This window comes from Mycetocola sp. Y171 (assembly GCF_056713165.1).
Map to the genome: position 1 here is coordinate 1,867,703 of NZ_JBWYGX010000001.1, position 19,087 is coordinate 1,886,789.

The 19,087-nt window shown below is 66.4% G+C and carries 19 protein-coding genes; 9 read left to right on the forward strand and 10 right to left on the reverse strand.

Translation table 11 applies throughout. The annotated features are described in order from the left end of the window. Window positions 1–22 precede the first annotated feature (22 nt). Together AC1M2K_RS09010 and AC1M2K_RS09015 are read right to left on the reverse strand one after the other, a co-directional pair. Complete coding sequence (locus AC1M2K_RS09010; protein WP_480240705.1) at window positions 23–1,498, reverse strand: MFS transporter; 1,476 nt, start codon at window positions 1,496–1,498, stop codon at window positions 23–25. A gap of 11 nt (window positions 1,499–1,509) precedes the next feature. Next, on the reverse strand, window positions 1,510–2,415 hold the full coding sequence (locus tag AC1M2K_RS09015; protein WP_480240706.1) for a phosphoribosylaminoimidazolesuccinocarboxamide synthase: 906 nt from the start codon (window positions 2,413–2,415) through the stop codon (window positions 1,510–1,512). A gap of 126 nt (window positions 2,416–2,541) precedes the next feature. Here AC1M2K_RS09015 and AC1M2K_RS09020 point away from each other — a divergent pair, with 126 nt between their 5' ends. Then, entirely contained in the window at window positions 2,542–3,141 is a 600-nt protein-coding gene (locus AC1M2K_RS09020) for a PadR family transcriptional regulator (RefSeq protein ID WP_480240707.1), read from the forward strand. Between the two features lie 13 nt (window positions 3,142–3,154). After that, on the forward strand, window positions 3,155–4,657 hold the full coding sequence (locus AC1M2K_RS09025) for a DHA2 family efflux MFS transporter permease subunit (RefSeq protein ID WP_480240708.1): 1,503 nt from the start codon (window positions 3,155–3,157) through the stop codon (window positions 4,655–4,657). Window positions 4,658–4,745: 88 nt separating this feature from the next. Here the strand turns inward: AC1M2K_RS09025 and AC1M2K_RS09030 are convergent, their stop codons facing one another. From AC1M2K_RS09030 to AC1M2K_RS09045, 4 genes are all read right to left on the reverse strand, one after another. Then, window positions 4,746–5,582: a carbohydrate ABC transporter permease gene (locus AC1M2K_RS09030; RefSeq protein ID WP_480239065.1), complete on the reverse strand. Its 837-nt coding sequence runs from the start codon at window positions 5,580–5,582 to the stop codon at window positions 4,746–4,748. Further along, window positions 5,579–6,559 (reverse strand): carbohydrate ABC transporter permease, encoded by a 981-nt coding sequence (locus AC1M2K_RS09035; RefSeq protein ID WP_480239064.1) that lies wholly within the window; start codon window positions 6,557–6,559, stop codon window positions 5,579–5,581. The genes AC1M2K_RS09030 and AC1M2K_RS09035 overlap by 4 nt, the downstream gene beginning before the upstream one ends. A gap of 14 nt (window positions 6,560–6,573) precedes the next feature. Beyond that, a complete protein-coding gene (locus AC1M2K_RS09040) occupies window positions 6,574–7,872 on the reverse strand; it encodes an ABC transporter substrate-binding protein (RefSeq protein WP_480240709.1) in 1,299 nt (432 codons plus the stop codon). Between the two features lie 66 nt (window positions 7,873–7,938). Beyond that, on the reverse strand, window positions 7,939–9,168 hold the full coding sequence (locus AC1M2K_RS09045; RefSeq protein ID WP_480240710.1) for an aminotransferase class V-fold PLP-dependent enzyme: 1,230 nt from the start codon (window positions 9,166–9,168) through the stop codon (window positions 7,939–7,941). A gap of 244 nt (window positions 9,169–9,412) precedes the next feature. On the opposite strand from AC1M2K_RS09045, the gene AC1M2K_RS09050 reads away from it, so the two are divergent. After that, on the forward strand, window positions 9,413–10,102 hold the full coding sequence (locus AC1M2K_RS09050) for a FadR/GntR family transcriptional regulator (RefSeq protein WP_480239061.1): 690 nt from the start codon (window positions 9,413–9,415) through the stop codon (window positions 10,100–10,102). Window positions 10,103–10,195: 93 nt separating this feature from the next. Here the strand turns inward: AC1M2K_RS09050 and purD are convergent, their stop codons facing one another. Then, complete coding sequence (purD, locus tag AC1M2K_RS09055) at window positions 10,196–11,485, reverse strand: phosphoribosylamine--glycine ligase (RefSeq protein ID WP_480240711.1); 1,290 nt, start codon at window positions 11,483–11,485, stop codon at window positions 10,196–10,198. Between the two features lie 19 nt (window positions 11,486–11,504). Here purD and AC1M2K_RS09060 point away from each other — a divergent pair, with 19 nt between their 5' ends. Continuing rightward, a complete protein-coding gene (locus tag AC1M2K_RS09060; RefSeq protein WP_480240712.1) occupies window positions 11,505–11,873 on the forward strand; it encodes a sterol carrier family protein in 369 nt (122 codons plus the stop codon). A gap of 52 nt (window positions 11,874–11,925) precedes the next feature. On the opposite strand, the gene AC1M2K_RS09065 is transcribed toward AC1M2K_RS09060, so the two are convergent. Then, window positions 11,926–12,729, reverse strand: coding sequence for an EI24 domain-containing protein (locus AC1M2K_RS09065; protein WP_480240713.1), 804 nt, complete (start codon window positions 12,727–12,729; stop codon window positions 11,926–11,928). A gap of 81 nt (window positions 12,730–12,810) precedes the next feature. Between AC1M2K_RS09065 and AC1M2K_RS09070 the strand changes: the two genes are divergently transcribed. The 5 genes from AC1M2K_RS09070 (at window position 12,811) to AC1M2K_RS09090 (ending at window position 16,574) form a co-directional block, all read left to right on the forward strand. Next, window positions 12,811–13,290 (forward strand): hypothetical protein, encoded by a 480-nt coding sequence (locus AC1M2K_RS09070; RefSeq protein WP_480240714.1) that lies wholly within the window; start codon window positions 12,811–12,813, stop codon window positions 13,288–13,290. Beyond that, on the forward strand, window positions 13,287–14,408 hold the full coding sequence (gene purM, locus AC1M2K_RS09075) for a phosphoribosylformylglycinamidine cyclo-ligase (RefSeq protein WP_480240715.1): 1,122 nt from the start codon (window positions 13,287–13,289) through the stop codon (window positions 14,406–14,408). Before AC1M2K_RS09070 ends, purM begins: the two co-directional genes overlap by 4 nt. 30 nt (window positions 14,409–14,438) lie before the next feature. After that, window positions 14,439–15,896, forward strand: coding sequence for an amidophosphoribosyltransferase (purF, locus tag AC1M2K_RS09080; protein ID WP_480240716.1), 1,458 nt, complete (start codon window positions 14,439–14,441; stop codon window positions 15,894–15,896). Between the two features lie 141 nt (window positions 15,897–16,037). Then, the gene (locus tag AC1M2K_RS09085) at window positions 16,038–16,196 is read left to right on the forward strand and encodes a hypothetical protein (protein WP_480239054.1); all 159 of its coding nucleotides are present in this window, start codon (window positions 16,038–16,040) and stop codon (window positions 16,194–16,196) included. Window positions 16,197–16,229: 33 nt separating this feature from the next. Continuing rightward, window positions 16,230–16,574, forward strand: coding sequence for a TIGR02611 family protein (locus tag AC1M2K_RS09090; RefSeq protein WP_480239053.1), 345 nt, complete (start codon window positions 16,230–16,232; stop codon window positions 16,572–16,574). An 18-nt stretch (window positions 16,575–16,592) separates the two neighbouring features. Here AC1M2K_RS09090 and AC1M2K_RS09095 read toward each other — a convergent pair whose 3' ends face one another. Further along, the gene (locus AC1M2K_RS09095; protein WP_196833165.1) at window positions 16,593–16,787 is read right to left on the reverse strand and encodes a DUF3073 domain-containing protein; all 195 of its coding nucleotides are present in this window, start codon (window positions 16,785–16,787) and stop codon (window positions 16,593–16,595) included. A gap of 165 nt (window positions 16,788–16,952) precedes the next feature. Further along, window positions 16,953–19,025: an APC family permease gene (locus tag AC1M2K_RS09100; protein ID WP_480240717.1), complete on the reverse strand. Its 2,073-nt coding sequence runs from the start codon at window positions 19,023–19,025 to the stop codon at window positions 16,953–16,955. Window positions 19,026–19,087: the final 62 nt, after the last annotated feature.

Below are 19,087 nucleotides of genomic sequence, written 5' to 3' on the forward strand. Positions count from 1 at the left end.
GCCAGGCCGATCGCGAGTGCGGTCAGGCCTCGACGCGACGCTTGCGGAGATCGAGCAGGCTGAGGACCAGCCCCACCAGAATGAACGCCACGATGATGATCAGGCTCTTGCCGATCGCGTCGCGGTGGATCGTCACCGGGTCGCCACCGGCCTGCTCGGCGTACAGGGTGGCGAAGAAGGTGCTCGACGCGACCGCGACGCCGATCGCCGTGCCGACGCGCTGCCCCACCTGCGCGACGGAGCCGGCAACGCCTCCCTGGGTCACCGGCACGTCGTGCAGGGTGAGGGTCTGGTTCGGCGAGATGACGAAACCGCCGCCGGCGCCGGCGAGCGTGAGGGATGCCGCCAGGAGCCAGGGCATCGCCTCGACAGATTCGAGCGCCGTGATCGGGTAGCAGAGGCCGATCCCTGCCGCGGCGAGGATGAGACCCAGAACCACGAGTTTGCGACCGTACTCGTTGACGAGCCGTCCGCCTTGCCACGAGGTGACGGCGGAGGCCAGGGCGAACGGGATCGACACCATCCCGGCGAAGACGGCTTCGAGCCCGAGGCCGCGCTGCAGGAACAGGGTGACGACGAGGAACATCGCGGGGATCGCGGCGAAATAGGTGGTTCCGATGAGGATGCCGTTGCGGTACGACGACAGCCGGAGCAGGCCGAAGTGCACGACGGGCGACTTGCCGATGCGGAGGTACCGGCGTTCCCACCAGACGAACCCGGCCGAGGCGACGACGAAACCGACGAGCCAGAACCAGCGCTTCGGATCGTCGTCCGGTCCGCCGGTGGTGAGCACGAACGGCAGCATGAGGCTGAACGTGGCCACCCCGAGCAGCAGGATCCCGACGAGGTCGAGCGTCTGCGCGCCGCCCTCGTGCGGTTGCGTCTTCGGCAGGAGCCGCCACGCGAAGTAGACGGCGATCAGGCCGAGGGGGATGTTCATCCAGAACAGCAGGCGCCACCCGTCCTCCTCGCCGCCGATCGCGATGAGGAGACCGCCGAGGGTGGGGCCGAACGCGGTGGAGAGACCGATGACGGCGCCGAACAGCCCGAACGCTTTCCCGCGCTCCCTGCCCCTGAACAGCTGTTGGATGAGCCCGAGGACCTGGGGCATCTGGATGCCGGCCGCGACGCCCTGCAGGATGCGACCGATCACGAGGATCTCGATGGTCGGCGCGACGGCGCAGAGCCAGCTGGCCAGGGTGAACGACGTCAGCCCGATCAGGAACATCCTCCGCCTGGACCGGATGTCTCCGAGCCGGCCTGAGGGCACGAGGGCGAGCCCGAACGCGAGCGCATAGCCGGCGACGATGAGCTGGAGCTCGGTCGCGCCGCCGCCGAGGGAGTCCTCGATCGACGGGAGGCCGACGTTGACCTTGGACAGGTCGAGGATGGTGAGACAGGCGACGCCGACACAGACCCAGAAACTCTCCCACTTGATCCGGTGGGCGTGGGCGTCGGCGTCTGTCGAGGGCTGTGAGGGGTTCGGCGAGGAGGGCATCCCTCAGAACTTTACGCCGTCAGACGCTCGAGGAGTTCCCGGTACCTCGCCGCCGTCCGCTCGACGATGTCGGCGGGGAGGTCTGGCGGAGTTCCGGCCTGGTCCCAGTTCGCGGCGAGCCAGTCGCGCACGATCTGCTTGTCGAAACTCGCCATCCTGGCCTCGGGCGTCTCTGCTGTGGCGTACACCGCCGCGTCCCAGTACCGGGACGAATCCGAGGTGAGGACCTCGTCGGCGAGGGTGATGACCCCGGTCTGGGTGTCCCGGCCGAACTCGAATTTCGTGTCGGCCAGGATCACGCCGCGCTTCTCGGCGATCGCGGATGCTTCGGCGTAGATCGCAAGCGAAGCGTCGCGCAGGGCGGTGGCATCCGCTTCGCCGACGAGCTCGACGCTCTGTTCGAAGGAGATGTTCTCGTCGTGTTCGCCCATCGGCGCCTTGTACGCAGGGGTGTACAGCGGCTCGGGCAGGCGGTCGCCGTTCGACAGGCCGGAGGGCAGCGGGATGCCGCAGACGCTGCCGTTCGCGAGGTATTCCTTCCAGCCGGAACCGGTGAGATAGCCGCGGACGACGCATTCGACGGGGAACATGTCGAGCTTCTTGACGAGCATGGCCCGGCCGGCCACCTGGGCGGGGATGATCTCCTCCACCCCGCCGTCTGCCCGCAGCTCGTGGTCGGGGATCAGGTGATTGGGGGCGTCGAGCTGGTCGAACCACCACAGGCTGAGGGTGGTGAGCAGTTCGCCCTTGCCGGGGATTCCTGGCGAGAGTACGTGGTCGAACGCGCTGACGCGGTCGCTCGCGACGACGAGGAGCGCGTCTGGTGCAGACCCTGATCGCGATGCGCGTTCGTACAGGTCCCGGACCTTGCCCGAATAGAGGTGGGTCCAGCCGGCCAGGTCTGTCGATGCGCTCACCCGTCCATTATCCCGGAGTACACGGCGGGCACTGACGTCGCATTTGGACTTCGATATTCCGGCGGGTAATATTCCAACCGGAATAGCGCTCTGCTCCCTCGCCCCCCGACGGCATCCGAAAGCCCCATGACTCCCAAACCACTTCCTCCGCTCGGCATCGCCGCGCTCGGGTTCCTGCTCGAGCGGCCGATGCATCCGTATGAGATGTATCAACTCGCCGTTCAGCGGCAGGAGGAACGGCTCATGGCGGTCAGCCCGGGGTCGCTGTACCGGGCGGTGTACGCGCTCGAGGAAGCCGGGCATGTGCGCACGATCGGCACAGACCGTGACGGGGCCCGGCCCGAGCGGACGACGTTCGAGATCACCGAGTCGGGCAGGGAGCACCTCTCCGCACGGGTCCGTGAACTCCTCGCCGTCCCTGTTCGGGACCACGCCCTGTTCCCGATCGCGGTGTCGGAGGCGCACGCGCTGACGAAGGAAGACGTCATCCGCGCGCTCGACGAACGACTCGTCGCACAGAAGGCGGACCTGGCGGCGCTGAACCGCCGCATCGACGACCTCACGGCGCGTGGCGTGCCGCGGCTGTACTGGATCGGGGCGACGCTCCAGCGTGCCTCCCTCCAGGCCGAGATCGACTGGGTCGGCCGGACCATCGCCGAACTGACGTCAGGCACCCTCCCCTGGGAGCACGCTGTTCCACTCATCCCCGAAACACCCTCGAACTAAAGGACCTCTCTCCGTGGAAAACATCGCGAAACCGTGGCCGGCGCTCTGGGCGCTCGTCCTGGGGTTCTTCATGATCCTCGTCGACTCGACCATCGTCTCTGTCGCCAACCCCGCCATCATGGAGGGCCTCGACGCCGGCATCAGCGACACCCTCTGGGTGACGAGCGCATACCTGCTCGCATACGCCGTTCCGCTTCTCGTCACCGGCCGGCTCGGTGACCGATTCGGTCCGAAGAACCTGTACCTGACCGGTCTCGTCGTCTTCACCCTCGCCTCCGTCTGGTGCGGCCTGTCAGGCGACATCGGCATGCTCATCCTCGCCCGGGTGTTCCAGGGGCTCGGCGCGTCACTGATGACACCGCAGACCATGGCGGTGATCACCCGCATCTTCCCACCGGACAAGCGCGGAGCGGCCATGGGCCTGTGGGGTGCGACCGCCGGCGTGGCCACCCTCGTCGGACCGATCCTCGGCGGCGTGCTCGTCGACAGCCTGGGCTGGGAGTGGATCTTCTTCATCAACCTGCCCGTCGGCATCCTCGCGTTCGTGCTGGCCTGGCGACTCGTGCCTCGGCTCACCACGCACCCGCACCGGTTCGACATCCTCGGCGTCGTCCTCAGTTCTGTCGGTCTGTTCCTGCTCATCTTCGGGCTGCAGGAGGGCGAGACCTACGACTGGGGCACCATCGCCGGTCCGATCACGGTCTGGTCGCTCATCGTGGCCGGCATCGTGGTGCTCGCGGGCTTCATCGTGTGGCAGGCGCTCAACAAGGGTGAGCCGCTGCTTCCCCTCGTGCTGTTCCGCGACAGGAACTTCGCACTCGGCAACTCGGTCATCGCGACTGTTGGTTTTGCGATCACGAGCATGAGCCTGCCGATCGTGTTCTTCTACCAGATCGTGCGCGGCCTGACCCCGACCCAGTCGGCACTCATGCTCGTTCCGATGGCCGTGCTGTCCGGTGCGCTCGCCGCCCCAGTAGGAAAGCTCATCGACCGGGTCAACCCGCGGCTCATCGCGACGGCGGGCATGACCCTGTTCGGGATCTCCCTGGTCTGGTACTCCGTGCTGATGACGCCCGAGCAGCCGATCTGGCTGCTGCTGCTGCCGAGCGCGCTGCTCGGTGTGGCCAACTCCGGCATGTGGGGGCCGCTCGCCTCGATGACGACGCGCAACCTCGCGCCGCAGCTCGCCGGGGCCGGTTCCGGTGTCTACAACACGGTCCGTCAGGTCGGCGCCGTCTTTGGCAGCGCATCGATCGCAGCCCTCATGCAGGCCAGGCTGACGGCCGAACTGCCCGGGAACGCGGGCGGATCGACGGACGCGTTCGGCGGAGGGGCTCTTCCCGAGTTCCTGCAGGGTGGCTTCAGCGCCGCGATGGGCCAGTCGCTGCTGCTGCCGGCGGGCATCGCGCTGTTCGGCGCCGTGCTCACCCTGTTCTTCGCGAAGCCGAAGCCGAGCATGTGGGGCAGCGACGGAGCATCCGCTGTTCCCGTGCCCGTGGACGCCGAACGGGCGTAGCCGCGGCATCCGGGCCGTGAAATGGCAGTTGCGCACTCACAACCCTCGATGACTGAGGTCTTGGGTGCGCAACTGCCATCTCGTGGCTCTAGCCCTTCACCGCTCCCGCGGTCAGGCCCTGCACGATGTATTTGCTCGCGAAGGCGAACAGGATCATGGTCGGAATGATCGTCAGCACGGCCGCCGCCGACATGGAGCCCCAGTCGATGTTGTAGCTCGAGATGAAGCCGTTGAGCGCAGTCGGGATGGTCTTGTTCGAGTCGCTGTTCATCAGGGTCACCGAGAGGAACAGTTCGTTCCAGCAGTTGACGAAGTTGAAGATGAACGCGGCGACGATCCCGGGCTTCATCACGGGGACGATGACGCGGAACAGCGCACCGATCCGCGAGCAGCCGTCGATCATGGCCGCCTCTTCGAGCGCGTCGGGAACGTTCGCGAAGAATCCGCGGAGCATCACCGTCGAGAACGGGATGCAGACGGCGATGTAGATGAGGATGAGGCCGAACTTGTTGTCGACGAGTTTCAGCTGCACCATCATCAGGTAGAGCGGCCCGAGAGCGATGAACGACGGAATCATCTGGGTGACGAGGAACGCCATCAGCAGCGCGCCCTTGGTCCGGAAGTCGAACCGGGCGAGCACGTAGGCGGACAGCATCGAGATCACCGTTGCGAAGATCGCGGCCACCGTCGAGATGAGGAGGCTGTTCACGATGTACGTGCCGAACTGGGCCTTCTCGAACAGGCCGACGTAGTTCTCGATCGAGAACACTTCGGGCCAGTACGTGAGCGGGTAGCTGAAGATCGCACCTGGCGTCTTGAAGCTCGTCACGATGATCCAGTACAGCGGGAACACCGTGATGACCAGCCACACGCCCAGGAAGAGGACGCGGGTGACCCGCGCAGGCATCGTTTCCTGGTTGATCATGACAGCACGTCCTTCTTCTCTCGGATGGCGACCAGGTAGAAGGCGGAGAAGACCATCAGGATCGCGACGATGATGAGCCCGAGAGCGGATGCCACGCCGTAATCACCACGCTGCGTGGTGCTGATCATCCACGTCGTCACGATGTGGGTCTGGTTCGCCGGTCCACCGCCGGTCATCGCCCAGATGATGTCGGGGAAGTTGAAGATCCAGATCACCCTCAGCAGGACGGTGAGCGCAAGCGTCGTCCGGATGTACGGGATCATGATCTGGAACAGCATCCGTACCTTGCCTGCACCGTCGAGCGCGGCCGCTTCGAACAGTTCGTCAGGGACGGACTGGAGCGCGGCGAGGATCATGATCGCAAAGAACGTGACTCCGTACCAGACGTTGGCGATCGTCACGGCGAGCATGGCCGTGTTCGGGTCGGCGAGCCACGGGATCGGGGTGTCGATCAGGCCGGCCTTCGCGAGGAGGTCGTTGATGACGCCGAACTCGCTGTTGAACATCCAGCGGAACAGGATGCCGATGAGGAATCCCGAGATCGCCCACGGGAAGAAGATGAGGGCCTGGTAGAGCCCGCGGAACGGGAACTTCCGGCGCAGCCACAGCGCGATCGCGAAACCGAGGATGAACTGCGGGATGATCGAGCCGATCACCCAGACGAGGGTGTTGCCGAGAACCGTGTAGAACACCGGGTCGGCGAAGATCTTCTCGAAGTTGCCGAAACCGACCCACGCGGTGTCGGTGAGGTTGTTGAGGTTCCAGTTGCGGAACGCCATCTGCGAACCCTGGATCATCGGATAGTAGATGAAGATCGCGACGAAGATCAGGGCGGGGGAGAGGAACGCGAAGATCGAGAGACCCTTGCGAACCGTGAACGTGCGGCGTGATCCGGCGCGGATGCCGTTCTCCGGCCCCGCGGGAGCGCCCGCCCGGTTCGACGGGCGCTCCACGGTTGTTGTCTGTGATCGAGTCATGGGCGAAAAGCGACCTAGCTGTTCTTCCACTTGTCGGTCCAGTACGCGTCCCAGCTCTCGAGGAGTTCGTCCTCTGTGAGTTCGCCGATGAGCACCTGCTGCACTTCGGAGTCGGACTTCTGGATCCACTCGGTCCACCAGCTGGAGTCACGAGGCTGCACCGCGGAGATCCAGGTCTCCGGGTCCTCGTTCATCGTGACGTAGCTCGCCCAGGCGCCGGTCTTGTAGAACTCGCTCTCGGCGGCATCCTTGAGGATCGGAACCAGGCTGTTCTTCTCGGCGAACGTCGTCGCCGCGTCGCCCTCTGACAGGAAGGAGATCAGCTTCGCTGCCTCTTCCTTGTGCTCGCTGGACTCAGCCGTTCCCCAGCCCGCTGTCGCCATCGGCTGGATGGCCTTGCCGGACGGGCCGACGAGGAGGGGAGCCGTCGACCACTGGTCGGCCGTGATGGCGTCCGACTGCTCGACGGTCGCGATGACCTCGGGGTCCTGCAGCAGGAAGCCGGTCGACCCGTTCGAGAATCCCTCGACCATTTCGGGGTAACCCCAGGCGACGGATGACGGCGGGGATGCCTCTTCGAAGAGATCGAAGTAGGTCTCGAGTGCGTCCTTCGCCTCAGGCGCGGAGAAGATGGTGTCGCCGTTGGTGAGCTTGAACGCGTTCTCCTCGTCGATCTGGTCGGCCACGTAGGCCTCGATCGCCACGACGACGTTGGAGTTGGCATTTGCGCCGCCACGGAACGCGTAGCCGAACTGGTTCTTCGACGGGTCCTGCAGCGCGGTGGCCTGCTCGAGGAGGTCATCCCAGCTGGCCGGTGGGCCGTCGAAGCCGGCTTCCTCGATGAGGTCGGTGCGGTAGAACAGGCTCAGGCCGTAGAAACCGTACGGCACGTAGAAGGTTTCACCGTCGGCGTTCTTCGCGTACTTCGTCGCGTTCTCGGTGAGGTTGTCCCAGCCGTCCCAGTCCTCGAGCTCGCCGGACATGTCCGAGAGCCAGCCGTTGGTGGAAAACGGTCCCACGGTGATGTCGCGCACTTCGACGACATCCACTCCGCTGCCCGCCTGGAGCATCTGCTGGATCTTCTGGTCGGCCTGGTCGGTGGGAGGCGACACCAGCTCGACGTTGATATCCGGGTTCTCCTCCTCGAAGTCGGCGATAAGTCCCTTGAGGACCTCGGTCCGTGCCGGGTTCGTCAGGGACTCGACCATCTGCAGGGTGACGGAACCGTCTCCCGCGTCTGCGGAGCATCCGGACAGTGCGAGTGCGGCGGTCAGACCGAGCCCGAGCCCGGCGAATGACTTTCGAATAGCCACAGCTTTCCTCTTTTCATGGTTTTTCATGGTGGGGTGGTGCGGAATGTGATGGAACGGTGGTGCGTATTACGGCGCGGTTCTCGCCTCCCGCGCCCACTCGAGGAGCGCGGGAACAGCACGCTCAGCGAAGATGTCGAAATCTGCGGCGGTGTTGTACACGTGCGTCGACAGCCGGTAATAGCCCACGCCGTCGAAGCTCGTGAACGCGCCTTCGATCCCCAGCTCGTCGACGACGCGGTCGCGCAGGGCGTCTGCCGTCGGGTGGGTGGTCGCGATTCCGTCAGGCAGCCGGACGAGCCGAAGCGCGTTCACCGGCATGCCGACGTCGACGAGGTGGTCCTCGCCGGTGACGGCGCCGAAGGCGTCGGCGATGCGGTGCTCGGCGTAGTCGGCGAGGTCGGACATGTATCCGCGTGCCGTGTCCCAGCCCCAGGTCTGCTCGATGAACTCGAGCGAGCGGGGCGCGGCCAGGTAGCTGGTGAGGTCGAGCGTGCCCTGCGTGTCGAAGCGCTCGGGGAACGCGTATGGTGCGCCCCACGAGTCGATGAGCGGATACAGTTCGTCGGCGAGGTCGCCCTGGGCGACGAGCACAGCCGTCCCGCGCGGTGCGCAGGCGAACTTGTGCAGGTTGCCGACCCAGAAGTCGCAGTCGATCCCCGCCGTCGGGTTCGCGTAGAGCCCAGGCACGTGGGCGGCATCGACGAGGACGGGGATGCCGCGGCGCTTCGCTTCTGCGGAGATCGACCCGACGGGGAGCACCCGGGCGGTCGGCGAGGTGATCTGGTCGATGACGACGAGGGCGGTCCGGTCGCTGAACTCGGCGACGATCGCGTCGTGGGCTTCGGCGGCGGTGGCCGCGAGCGGCACGTGGGCGGTGCGCACCGTTCCACCCCACCGGCGTGCGAGGCGTTCGGCGCCCATCGTGACGGCGCCGTAGCCGTGGTCGGTCACGACGATCTCGAGGCCACGCGTCACCGGGAGGCTCGAGTACACGACACTCGCTCCCGCTGATGCGTTCGGCACGAGCGCGGTGCGGCCGGGGTCGACGTCGAGGAAGTCCGCGATCGACGTGCGCGCCTCCTTGACCAGACCGGCCAGTGCGGGGAACCAGGCGACGGGGGCGGCATCCATCTCGGCGCGGAGCGCGTTCTGCAGGTCCTGCGTGACGCGGGGCACGGCACCGAACGATCCGTGGTTGATGTGGACGGACGTCTCATCGAGAGTCCACGCGTTCGCCGCGGCACCGCCGTCGGGCAGGCGCAGTGAAGCCGGTGCGGCGAGAAGCGGGGAATTCATGGTGCCTGGGGTCTCCTTTGTCGTCGGATGTCGTGGGGTCGACTCTACGAAGACATTAGATGACTTGGATTACATCTTTGTTTCCGGGCCGTGAATATGCAGCATAGGACGAATCTGCCGTAAAGTCATCTAATGACTTAGAGATTTATCTGTGGAACGCGATGTGAGCGTCGATCCGCGGTCCACGGTGCGGGTCCACTAGCCTGTCCACAGGCCACCGCCTCGAGGCAGAGAGGAACGAGACATGTCAGCCGTCGACGATGCGTTCCACGGGCTGCGGCACATGATCGCCTCAGGGCGCCTCGCAGCCAGTCAGAAGTTCCCGCCGGAGGCAGAGCTGTGCGAAGAGCTCGGGGTCTCCCGCGGCTCCCTCCGCGAGGCCGTCCGGATGCTCTCGGCGCTCGGTGTCATCGAGTCCAGGCACGGCTCAGGCACCTATGTGTCGCAGCTGAGGCCGGAGGAGATCGTCGGAAGCCTCGCGCTGACCGTCGACCTGCTGCCCCTCTCAGGGCTGCTCGACATGTACGAGCTGAGGCGCGTCCTGGAGGCACACGCCGCCGCACAGGCTGCCGCACGCATCACGCCGGATGAGCAGGAGGAGCTCCTCGGCCTCATCGAGGCCATGGAGGCGACGGCTGACCCGGATCTCGCCTCCTCCCTCGACGCCCAGTTCCATGCGGCGATCGCCTCGACGGGCGGGAATCCGACTCTCATGGCGCTGCTCGGGGTCTTCCGCTCGCGCTCGCGGGCGTATCAGGTCTTCGAGCTGCCCGACGGGCCGGAGTTGAAGCGGATCAGCGACCAGGGCCACCGGGCGATCGCCGAGGCCATCGTCTCGCGGGACCCGATCGCGGCGTCTGTCGCGGCCGCCGCCCACGTGGCGCAGACCGAGGTCTGGCTGCGCCTGTACCAGCCGCCGGTCTCCGAGCGCTGACCTCGCGGCTCCGTCGCGGCGAGATCGCAGTTACGCACCCAAGACCCGGGTCTACGGACGTTTTGAGTGCGCAACTGCACTCTCGTGCGGACGTCAGTCGGCGACGCGCGCCGCGATGTCCGTCCTGAACTGTGCTCCGTCGAGCGAGATGAGACCGAGAGCCTCATAGGCGCGCGAGCGGGCCTGGGCGAACGTCGTCCCCGTTCCGACGACGCTGAGCACGCGGCCACCTGTCGACACGAGGTCGTCGCCATTGATTCCGGTCGCGGCGTGCGCGATGTGGACGCCGTCGACGGCATCCGCTTCGGCCAGTCCTGTGATCGGGCGACCGGTGAGCGGAGTGCCCGGGTAGTTCTCGCTGGCCAGCACGACGGTCACCGCGCTCGCCTCGGCGAAGGCCGGCAGCGCATGGCCCGCCAGCGTGCCCGTCGCCGCGGCGAAGAGCAGGGCGGACAGCGGGGTCACCAGGCGAGGAAGCACGACCTGCGTCTCCGGGTCGCCGAAGCGTGCGTTGAATTCGATCACCCGGATGCCGCGATCGGCCTTGCTGTCACGGCGGGAGGTGAGGATGAGGCCGGCGTAGAGCAGGCCGATGAATGGTGTCTGCTCCGTGGCCAGTTGCGCGATGACCGGCTTGGCGATCGTCTCGAGCACCTCGTCGACGAAGGCCTCCTCGCCGCCGAAGTCCTTGTCGAGCCAGGGCAGCGGTGAGTACGCACCCATGCCGCCCGTGTTCGGTCCGGCGTCGCCGTCGCCGAGACGCTTGTAGTCCTGGGCGGGGGAGAGCGGGACGACCGTGTGCCCGTCGCTCACGAAGAACAGCGACACCTCCTGGCCGTCGAGGAACTCCTCGACGAGCACGCTGCCCTGCTCGAGGTAGGTCTTCGCGTGGCCGAGTGCTGCGGCGCGGTCGGTGGTGACGAGGACGCCCTTCCCTGCGGCGAGGCCGTCCGCCTTGACGACGTATGGGGCACCGAACTGATCCAGGGCCTTCTCTGCATCGGCGAGCGTCGCGGCCCTGTGGGCACGTCCGGTGGGGACCCCAGCCGTGTCCATGATGCGCTTGGCGAAGGTCTTGGATCCCTCGAGCTCGGCGGCGGCCTTCCCCGGTCCGAAGACGGGGATGCCCTGTTCGCGCAGCTCGTCGGCGACGCCGGCGACGAGGGGGGCTTCCGGTCCGATGACGACGAGGTCGACGGCGGATGCGATGGCGTGATTCGCGACGGCGACAGGGTCGTTCGGATCGAGGTCGACGGTTCTGACGACCTGCGCGATTCCGGCGTTCCCCGGGGCCGCGACGATCTCGTGGTCAGTCTCCTCGCCGAGGAGAGACAGGATGATGGCGTGTTCGCGCGCGCCCGAACCGAGGACAAGGATCTTCACGAGGACTAGCCTAGAGCGCATGGCACGTGCCCGTATTCCGGATGACGTTGGGCGCGAAGCGGTCGACAGGGCCGTTCGCGAGGCGGCGTCGCGCGACGAGATCGCCGCTGCCGTCCGGTACACCCTGCAGCTCCTGTCCGAACGCTCCTCAGGCAACACCCTCGAGGTCCGGGTTCCTCCGTTCGGGGCCGTGCAGTGCGTCGAAGGCCCCAGACACACGCGAGGCACGCCGCCGAATGTCGTCGAAACGGATGCCGAGACCTGGCTCGCCCTCGCGACCGGGCGGTTGTCGTGGACGGATGCCGTGGCATCCGGAACCGTCCTGGCGTCCGGTGCGCGCGCCGACCTGACCGGGCACATCCCGGTGATCCGCGGCGCTGGCGCATAACTCCGTCCATTCGCGGTCGACACGACCGGGCGGCGGCGAAAACCCGCGGGAGTTACGCGCGGGGGAGCGGTGCGATGGCCGGCAGGCGGTCGGTCTCGCCGAGCGCACGCCGGGCGAGCAGCGTCGCCCCTGCAGCTGCGGCCGGCATGGTGACGAGGGCGCCGAGCGGCAGGAGGAACAGCAGGAACACGGCGACCCCGAACCCGAGCGTCGTCGGCCGTTGCGCGCGGAGCATCCTGCGCCTGTCGTCGAGTCGAAGCCCGCGGCGTTCGAACGGCACGGTTGTGAGTTCGAGCGCGAGGAACCAGCCTCCGGTGAATGCCCCGACGACCGCGGCGCAGATCGGACCGATCACCGGGATGAACCCGAGCACGAGCAGACAGAGCCCGACGCCGAGCGTGATCGCGAGGACGCGCAGCGCCTCCAGGATGCCGCGACCGATGGACGGCCAGAACGGCACGTCGACGGCGGAGGGGACACCGCCGAGTGAGTCCTCGACGCGTTCGGAGATCTTCTCGAAGAACGGTTGGCCGATCAGCAGGGTCACGGCGGCGAACAGGTAGACGAGCAGCAGTGTCTCCCCGGCGATGAGGGCGACGGCGACGAGCAGGCGGATGGCCGAACGGAGGGTCTCGTCCCAGCCTTCGGCGAACGGGGTGAGGGTTCTCGCGAGGTTCTCGAGGTTGAGGGCGAGGATCACGACGGCCAGGGTGAACAGCGCCAGCGTGACGAGGCCGGGGATCGCGCCGATGAGCATCAGCCGAGGTGACGTCCCCCAGAGCCGGAACCCGCGCCCGAGCAACCGGACTCCCATCAGGAACCCGGCCACGAACCCGCTCTTCGTCTCGCCCGTCATCCTGACAGGCTAGCCGTCACCCGCCTCGATCAGTCCAGCCTCTCGGAGCCGGCGTTCGGATTCATGAGGGACAATAGAGGTATGAACACTGAGCCAGCCCGCTCTGAGCCAGACTCCCCCTCCGTATCGCCTGCCCCAACCGGCCAGCCCGCCAGCAGGCAGAGTGTGCGCGTGCGCCGCACCCCGAAGTTCGCCAACTTCGTGCTGCTCGGGGCACTGTTCGGCGCCATCGCGGCCTTCGTGCTCACCGTGGCGATCCCGCCGGACGCCGAGTACGCCCGCGCGAACGGGTTCGCTGAGTACTCGCAGCTCCAGATTTTCGGCTTCCTACTGCTGATCGGGCTCGTTGTCGGAATCGCCATCGCACTCACCGTCGCCATCCTGCTCGACCGCAGGAACAGCCGCAGAAGCACGGTGGTCGAAGCAGATAGGGTGGACGTGCGCGAGGTCCCCGAGGTCCTGGAGACCGTCGAGACGGATGCCTTCGAAGCGTCATCCGCGTCGGCCATCGAGCAGAATCCCCCGCAGACAACCCACACCACGAACGAGGGCAACGCGTGAGCACACACTCCCCGGCCGAGGACTCCTCCACGAGTTATCGGCAGGCCGGTGTCGACACTGCCGCAGGAGATCTCGCGGTCTCGCTGATGAAATCGGCTGTCGCGAACACGCACGGCCCCGAGGTCCTTGGCGGCGTCGGTGGATTCGCCGGACTGTTCGACGTGTCCTTCCTCACCTCGTACACCCGGCCGCTGCTCGCGACATCGACCGACGGCGTCGGCACGAAGGTGGCCATCGCGCAGGCGATCGACAAGCACGACACCATCGGCCAGGACCTCGTCGGCATGGTCGTCGACGACATCGTCGTCGTCGGTGCCAAGCCCCTGTTCATGACCGACTACATCGCGTGCGGCAAGGTCGTCCCCCAGCGCATCGCCGACATCGTGGCCGGAATAGCCCGGGCCTGCTCGGCCACGGGAACGGCCCTCGTCGGAGGAGAAACGGCCGAACACCCCGGACTTCTGGGCCCTGACGACTACGACGTTGCCGGCGCAGCCACCGGCGTCATCGAGGCGGACGCACTGCTCGGTGCCCACCTCGTCGAGGACGGTGACGCGGTCATCGCGCTCGAATCCTCCGGTCTCCATTCGAACGGCTACTCGCTCGTGCGTCACATCCTGGCGCAGCGCGGAATCGGGTTCACCGACACGTCCGCTGAACTCGGCGGGGTCGTCGGCGAAGTGCTCCTCGAGCCGACCCGCCTGTACACCTCTCCGTTGCTCGACCTCATCGGCAGGCACCCCGGCGCCGTCCACTCGCTCTCGCACGTCACCGGCGGTGGCATCGCGGCGAACCTCGCCCGCGTCCTCCCGACCGGGAGCTGGGTCGAGGTCGACCGCACCACGTGGTCGCCTGCGCCCGTCTTCCGCACGCTGAGCGACCTCGCCTCCTCGACGCTGGAGAGCGCCGAAGGCACCTGGAACCTCGGGATCGGCTTCTTCGCGGTCGTCAGGGCGGATTCGGCTTCTGCGATCACCGCCGACCTCACCGCAGGCGGCATCCCCGCCTGGCAGGTCGGAACCGTTCACACCGGAGCCCGTGACCTCACCGGTTTCGAGCAGGGTGCGAAGGGTGTCGACGGCGGCGCCGTCCGCCTGGTCGGAAGCTACTCCCATTAACACCACCGCAACGCAAGGAGCCCGCTAGGTATGTGCGGCATCGTCGGCATCGTCTCACCCGAGCCCGTCAACCAGCAGGTCTACGACGCGCTGCTGCTGTTGCAGCACAGGGGCCAGGACTCAACGGGCATCGCCACCGCTGACGGCCCGACGTTCCACATCCACAAGGCCAAGGGCCAGGTCCGCGAAGCGTTCAGGACGCGTGACATGCGTTCGCTCCTCGGAAAGATGGGCCTCGGCCATGTTCGGTACGCCACCAAGGGCGTCGCGGACAACGAGCAGGAAGCCCAGCCGTTCTACGTCAACGCGCCGTACGGCATCATCCTCGTGCACAACGGCAACCTCACGAACACCCGTGAACTCGCGGACGATCTCTTCCACATCGACCGCAGGCACGTGAACTCGACGAGCGACACCGAGATGCTGCTGAACGTTCTGGCCACCGAGCTGCAGTCGCAGATCACCGGGCTCGAACTCGACCCGGACCAGGTCTTCACCGCTGTGTCACAGGTCCACGAGCGCGTCGAAGGCTCATACGCCGCGATCGCCATGATCGCCGGGCACGGCCTGCTGGCGTTCCGCGACCCGTTCGGCATCCGCCCCCTCATTCTCGGGCACCGCTCGGCCGGCCTCGTCGGCGACGAGTGGATCGTCACCTCCGAGTCTCTCGTCCTGGAGAGCGCCGGCTACGAGGTCGTCCGCGAGGTCGCGCCAGGCGAGGCGATCTTCATCACCACGTCCGGTGAGATGTACTCGCGCCAGTGTGCGAAGAACCCGCGGCTGGTTCCGTGCTCGTTCGAATACGTCTACCTCGCCCGCCCTGACTCGGTCATGAACGGCATCTCGGTCTACGAGGCCCGGCTGCGGCTCGGTGACCGTCTCGCCGGCACGATCGCCGAGCACACGCCGATGGGCGACATCGACGTCGTCATGCCGATCCCCGATTCGTCCCGCCCTGCGGCGATGCAGGTGGCGCAGAAGCTCGGCATCGAATACCGCGAGGGCTTCTACAAGAACCGCTACGTCGGCCGTACCTTCATCATGCCGGGGCAGGCGCAGCGCAAGAAGAGCGTCAGGCAGAAGCTCAACGCGATGTCGACCGAGTTCAAGGGCAAGAACATCCTCATCGTCGACGACTCGATCGTGCGGGGGACGACCTCGAAGGAGATCGTCGACATGGCTCGGGCCGCAGGTGCCAACAAGGTCACGTTCACCTCGGCGGCACCTCCCGTCCGGTACCCGCACGTGTACGGCATCAACATGCCCTCGCGATCAGAACTGGTGGCGCACAACCGCAAGATTCCCGAGATCGGCCGCGAGCTCGGCGCCGACCGCCTGATCTACCAGGAGGTCGAAGACATGAAGCAGGCGATCATCCAGGGGTCGAACGTGACCGACCTCGAGATGAGCTGCTTCACCGGCGAGTACGTCACCGGCACGGTCACCCCCGAGTACCTCGATTGGGTCGAGCGCAACCAGCTCTCCTAGCCAGAGCACAACACGGTGTGGTGGCTCGCTCGGCGTGCCTGAGGTCACTGGTGCGCGCCGTATCCCACGCGAGTGCCGTTGTCAATGCTCCGGTGAAGGCCACGCCTTCGTGGCACAGTCGAACTCGAAGAGAGGTCGAGAATGAGCGCGCTATCGCGACACAACGAACGGCGCGCGAGCGCGTTCAGCGAGGTCCGCCAGCGAGCCAGGGATGAGCTGCTGATGGCCGTGGCCGGCGGCACCGGCGTCCTCGCCGTCGCCAGCGCGATCATCGTGGTCGTCCTCGCCACCGCCTCGTAGGAAAAACCCAGACTTGCGATATAGCGTGACCTCATGGTCACCGAAGGAGAGCTGAGCCGCGAGATCGCCGAGGGGGAGAACCCCGACCGGCCGATTCGCCGGATGCTCAGGGCCGCCCGCGCGTGGGTCGAGAAGCGGCCGGGGTTACGGACCGCATACCGGTTCGCCGTCGGCACCATCGGAGGCGGCATCGCCGTGGTCGGCCTTCTGCTGGTCCCGCTTCCAGGGCCCGGCTGGTTGATCGTATTCCTCGGCCTCGCCATCCTCGGCACTGAGTTCAGCTGGGCGCGCCGCTCGGCCGGAGCCCTCAAGCGGATGCTGGCGCGCTTCTGGGCATGGTGGAACGCCCGTAAAGCGAAGTCGGCTGAGTCTGCCTAGCGGAGGGAGAACCCGAGGTCAGGCCCGCTTGGGTTCGCCTGCCGGATAGTCGTCGGTGTACTCCGACCATTTCGCCGCCTCGTCGCTGTAGGCGTCGTCGTGCGAATGACCCGTGAGCTCGCGCTCAAGAGCGTCGTAGTTCACATCAGGACTAAACGACTTCAGCTCACGCGCGATCTTGGTGTGCTTTGCCTTCTGACGGCCACGCCCCATGCGAGACCCCCTTACGAATTAGTAGCGGGGCGGTGAAGATCCGCCCTATGGTTTTCACCCACCAGGGAACGATAAAGACTAACCTCGATCTTAGCATGGCGCCCCGAGCGGAACGGCCGACGACGCGGGTATGGGCGATCGTTGCTGGCTCGCTCGCCTGCTCCGTTACTTCGGGCCGCTGCGGTCGCTCGTTGCTTCGCCGGCAGACGGATGCGGAGACCGTTTCACCGGCCGGACGGGCTCACCGCGGCGTTCCTGCCCTGGCAGCGGACGTGAGCGCCTGCCGTAGATCAGTTCGGACGAGTCGAGCAGCCACGGCACGAGCGCGATGGCCACACCGTGCACAAGCATGAGCTGGTTGCGTACTCGCTTGGCCCGCCGGTTGTGGAGGAGCGATTCCCACCAATGACCGACGATGTACTGCGGCAGGTAGACGGTGAAGACTGTCGGACCATGCTCGTCGCGGTACTTCTTGATGTATTTGATGATCGGAACGGCGTAGTCGCGGTAGGGCGAGTCGAGGATGACGAGCGGAACCTGGATGTCCTGCTCGGCCCACTTCTGCTCCAACAGCCGCGTGGAATCCTCGTCCGTGGAGACGTGCACGGCCGCGATCGACTCGTGCCTGGCGGCGATGGCGTAGTCCAGCGCCTTGAGGGCGGGTTTCTGCATCTTGCCGATCAGCACGATGGCGTGGTCGCCGTCGGCGCCGAACGTGGTCGTGGCGTCGACCTCGATCTCCTTGTCGACATCGCGGTAGTACCGGTTCACGCCGAGCATGAGGGTGTACAGCACCGGCATGAGCACGAAGACGAGCCACGCACCGTGCGTGAACTTCGTCACGGTGACCACGATCAGGACCACGGCGGTGAGCAGCGCTCCTCCTGCATTGATGGTGAGCCCTCGCCAGATCTCTGAACGTTTCCCTTCGCCGGCTCGAAGCATCCTGATCCAGTGCCTCACCATGCCGGTCTGGCCCAGGGTGAAGGAGACGAAGACGCCGATGATGTAGAGCTGGATCAGCTGGGTGAGGCTTGCCTGGTAGAGGATGAGGATGGCGCATGCGGCCAGCCCGAGCAGGATCATCCCGTTCGAGAAGACGAGCCGGTCGCCGCGGGTGTTCAGGGATTTCGGTGCGTAACCGTCCCGCGCGAGGACTGCGCCCAGCAGCGGGAACCCGTTGAACGCCGTGTTGGCGGCCAGGAGGAGGACGCACGCCGTCGCCGCCTGGATCACGAAGAAGAGGATGCTGCCCTGGCCGAAGACGCCGGCAGCGACCTGCGCCATGAGGCTCGGCTGCGGCTCGGTCTCGCAGTTCGCGAAGCCGACGAGGTCGCAGGCGTTTTCGGCGTAGTGCACCTGCGCGATGAGGGCGACGGCGGTGAGCCCGGCGAAGAGGACGATGGCCGTCCCTCCCATGAGGACCAGTGTCGACTGTGCGTTGCGGATCTTGGGTTTACGGAACGCGGGCACTCCGTTCGACACGGCCTCGACGCCGGTCAGAGCGCTACAGCCGCTGGAGAAGGCACGGAGCAAGAGCAGGACGAAGGCGGCTCGGCTGAGATCCTCGCCCTCGACGGTGAACCCCGCGCTCGAGGCGACGGGTGCGTCCCCCAGCAGCGTGCGGCCGAGGCCGACCACGATCATCACGAAGACGCTGCCGATGAACAGGTACGTCGGCACAGCGAAGGCCTTGGACGACTCCCTGACGCCGCGGAGGTTGACCGCCATGAGCAGCAGGACGAAGCCGACGGCGAGTTCGATTCGCCACGGGTTCAATTCCGGGAGGGCCGAGATGATGTTGTCGACACCGGATGCCACGGAGACGGCGACGGTGAGGACGTAGTCGACGAGCAGCGCTGAGGCGACGACCAGGCCGGCCTTCTCGCCCAGGTTCTTGTGCGCGACCTCATAGTCCCCGCCGCCCGATGGGTACGCCTTGATCAGCTGCCGGTAGCTGGCGACGACGACGACGAGGAGGATCACCACGCACGCGGCGACCCAGGGCGCGAAGCTCAGGAACGCCAGCCCTCCGAGCATCAGGATCATCAAAAGTTCCTGCGGCGCGTAGGCCACGCTCGAGAGTGCGTCGCTGGCGAAGATGGGGAGGGCGAGCCGCTTGGGGAGCAGTTGTCCTTCGAGTTTGTCAGTGGGGAGTGGTTCGCCGAGGAGAAGGCGTTTCGCCGTTCGGCTGTCAGACCCGGGTTCTTTACCCTCATTAGTCACGAGCGAGAACATTACTCTTTCGCCGCGCGCTGTCAAGCGAGGGAATCCAACCCTGGTGTGAGCGGCCGCTGCAG

What these genes read in the sequence shown, in the direction of transcription:
- AC1M2K_RS09085 (WP_480239054.1), top strand. Translation starts at nt 16,038, where the DNA reads ATGAGCGCGCTATCGCGACACAACGAACGGCGCGCGAGCGCGTTCAGC.
- AC1M2K_RS09010 (WP_480240705.1), bottom strand. Translation starts at nt 1,498, where the DNA reads ATGCCCTCCTCGCCGAACCCCTCACAGCCCTCGACAGACGCCGACGCC.
- AC1M2K_RS09060 (WP_480240712.1), top strand. Translation starts at nt 11,505, where the DNA reads ATGGCACGTGCCCGTATTCCGGATGACGTTGGGCGCGAAGCGGTCGAC.
- AC1M2K_RS09070 (WP_480240714.1), top strand. Translation starts at nt 12,811, where the DNA reads ATGAACACTGAGCCAGCCCGCTCTGAGCCAGACTCCCCCTCCGTATCG.
- AC1M2K_RS09030 (WP_480239065.1), bottom strand. Translation starts at nt 5,582, where the DNA reads ATGATCAACCAGGAAACGATGCCTGCGCGGGTCACCCGCGTCCTCTTC.
- AC1M2K_RS09035 (WP_480239064.1), bottom strand. Translation starts at nt 6,559, where the DNA reads ATGACTCGATCACAGACAACAACCGTGGAGCGCCCGTCGAACCGGGCG.
- AC1M2K_RS09100 (WP_480240717.1), bottom strand. Translation starts at nt 19,025, where the DNA reads ATGTTCTCGCTCGTGACTAATGAGGGTAAAGAACCCGGGTCTGACAGC.
- AC1M2K_RS09090 (WP_480239053.1), top strand. Translation starts at nt 16,230, where the DNA reads ATGGTCACCGAAGGAGAGCTGAGCCGCGAGATCGCCGAGGGGGAGAAC.
- AC1M2K_RS09095 (WP_196833165.1), bottom strand. Translation starts at nt 16,787, where the DNA reads ATGGGGCGTGGCCGTCAGAAGGCAAAGCACACCAAGATCGCGCGTGAG.
- AC1M2K_RS09045 (WP_480240710.1), bottom strand. Translation starts at nt 9,168, where the DNA reads ATGAATTCCCCGCTTCTCGCCGCACCGGCTTCACTGCGCCTGCCCGAC.
- AC1M2K_RS09050 (WP_480239061.1), top strand. Translation starts at nt 9,413, where the DNA reads ATGTCAGCCGTCGACGATGCGTTCCACGGGCTGCGGCACATGATCGCC.
- purF (WP_480240716.1), top strand. Translation starts at nt 14,439, where the DNA reads ATGTGCGGCATCGTCGGCATCGTCTCACCCGAGCCCGTCAACCAGCAG.
- AC1M2K_RS09065 (WP_480240713.1), bottom strand. Translation starts at nt 12,729, where the DNA reads ATGACGGGCGAGACGAAGAGCGGGTTCGTGGCCGGGTTCCTGATGGGA.
- AC1M2K_RS09020 (WP_480240707.1), top strand. Translation starts at nt 2,542, where the DNA reads ATGACTCCCAAACCACTTCCTCCGCTCGGCATCGCCGCGCTCGGGTTC.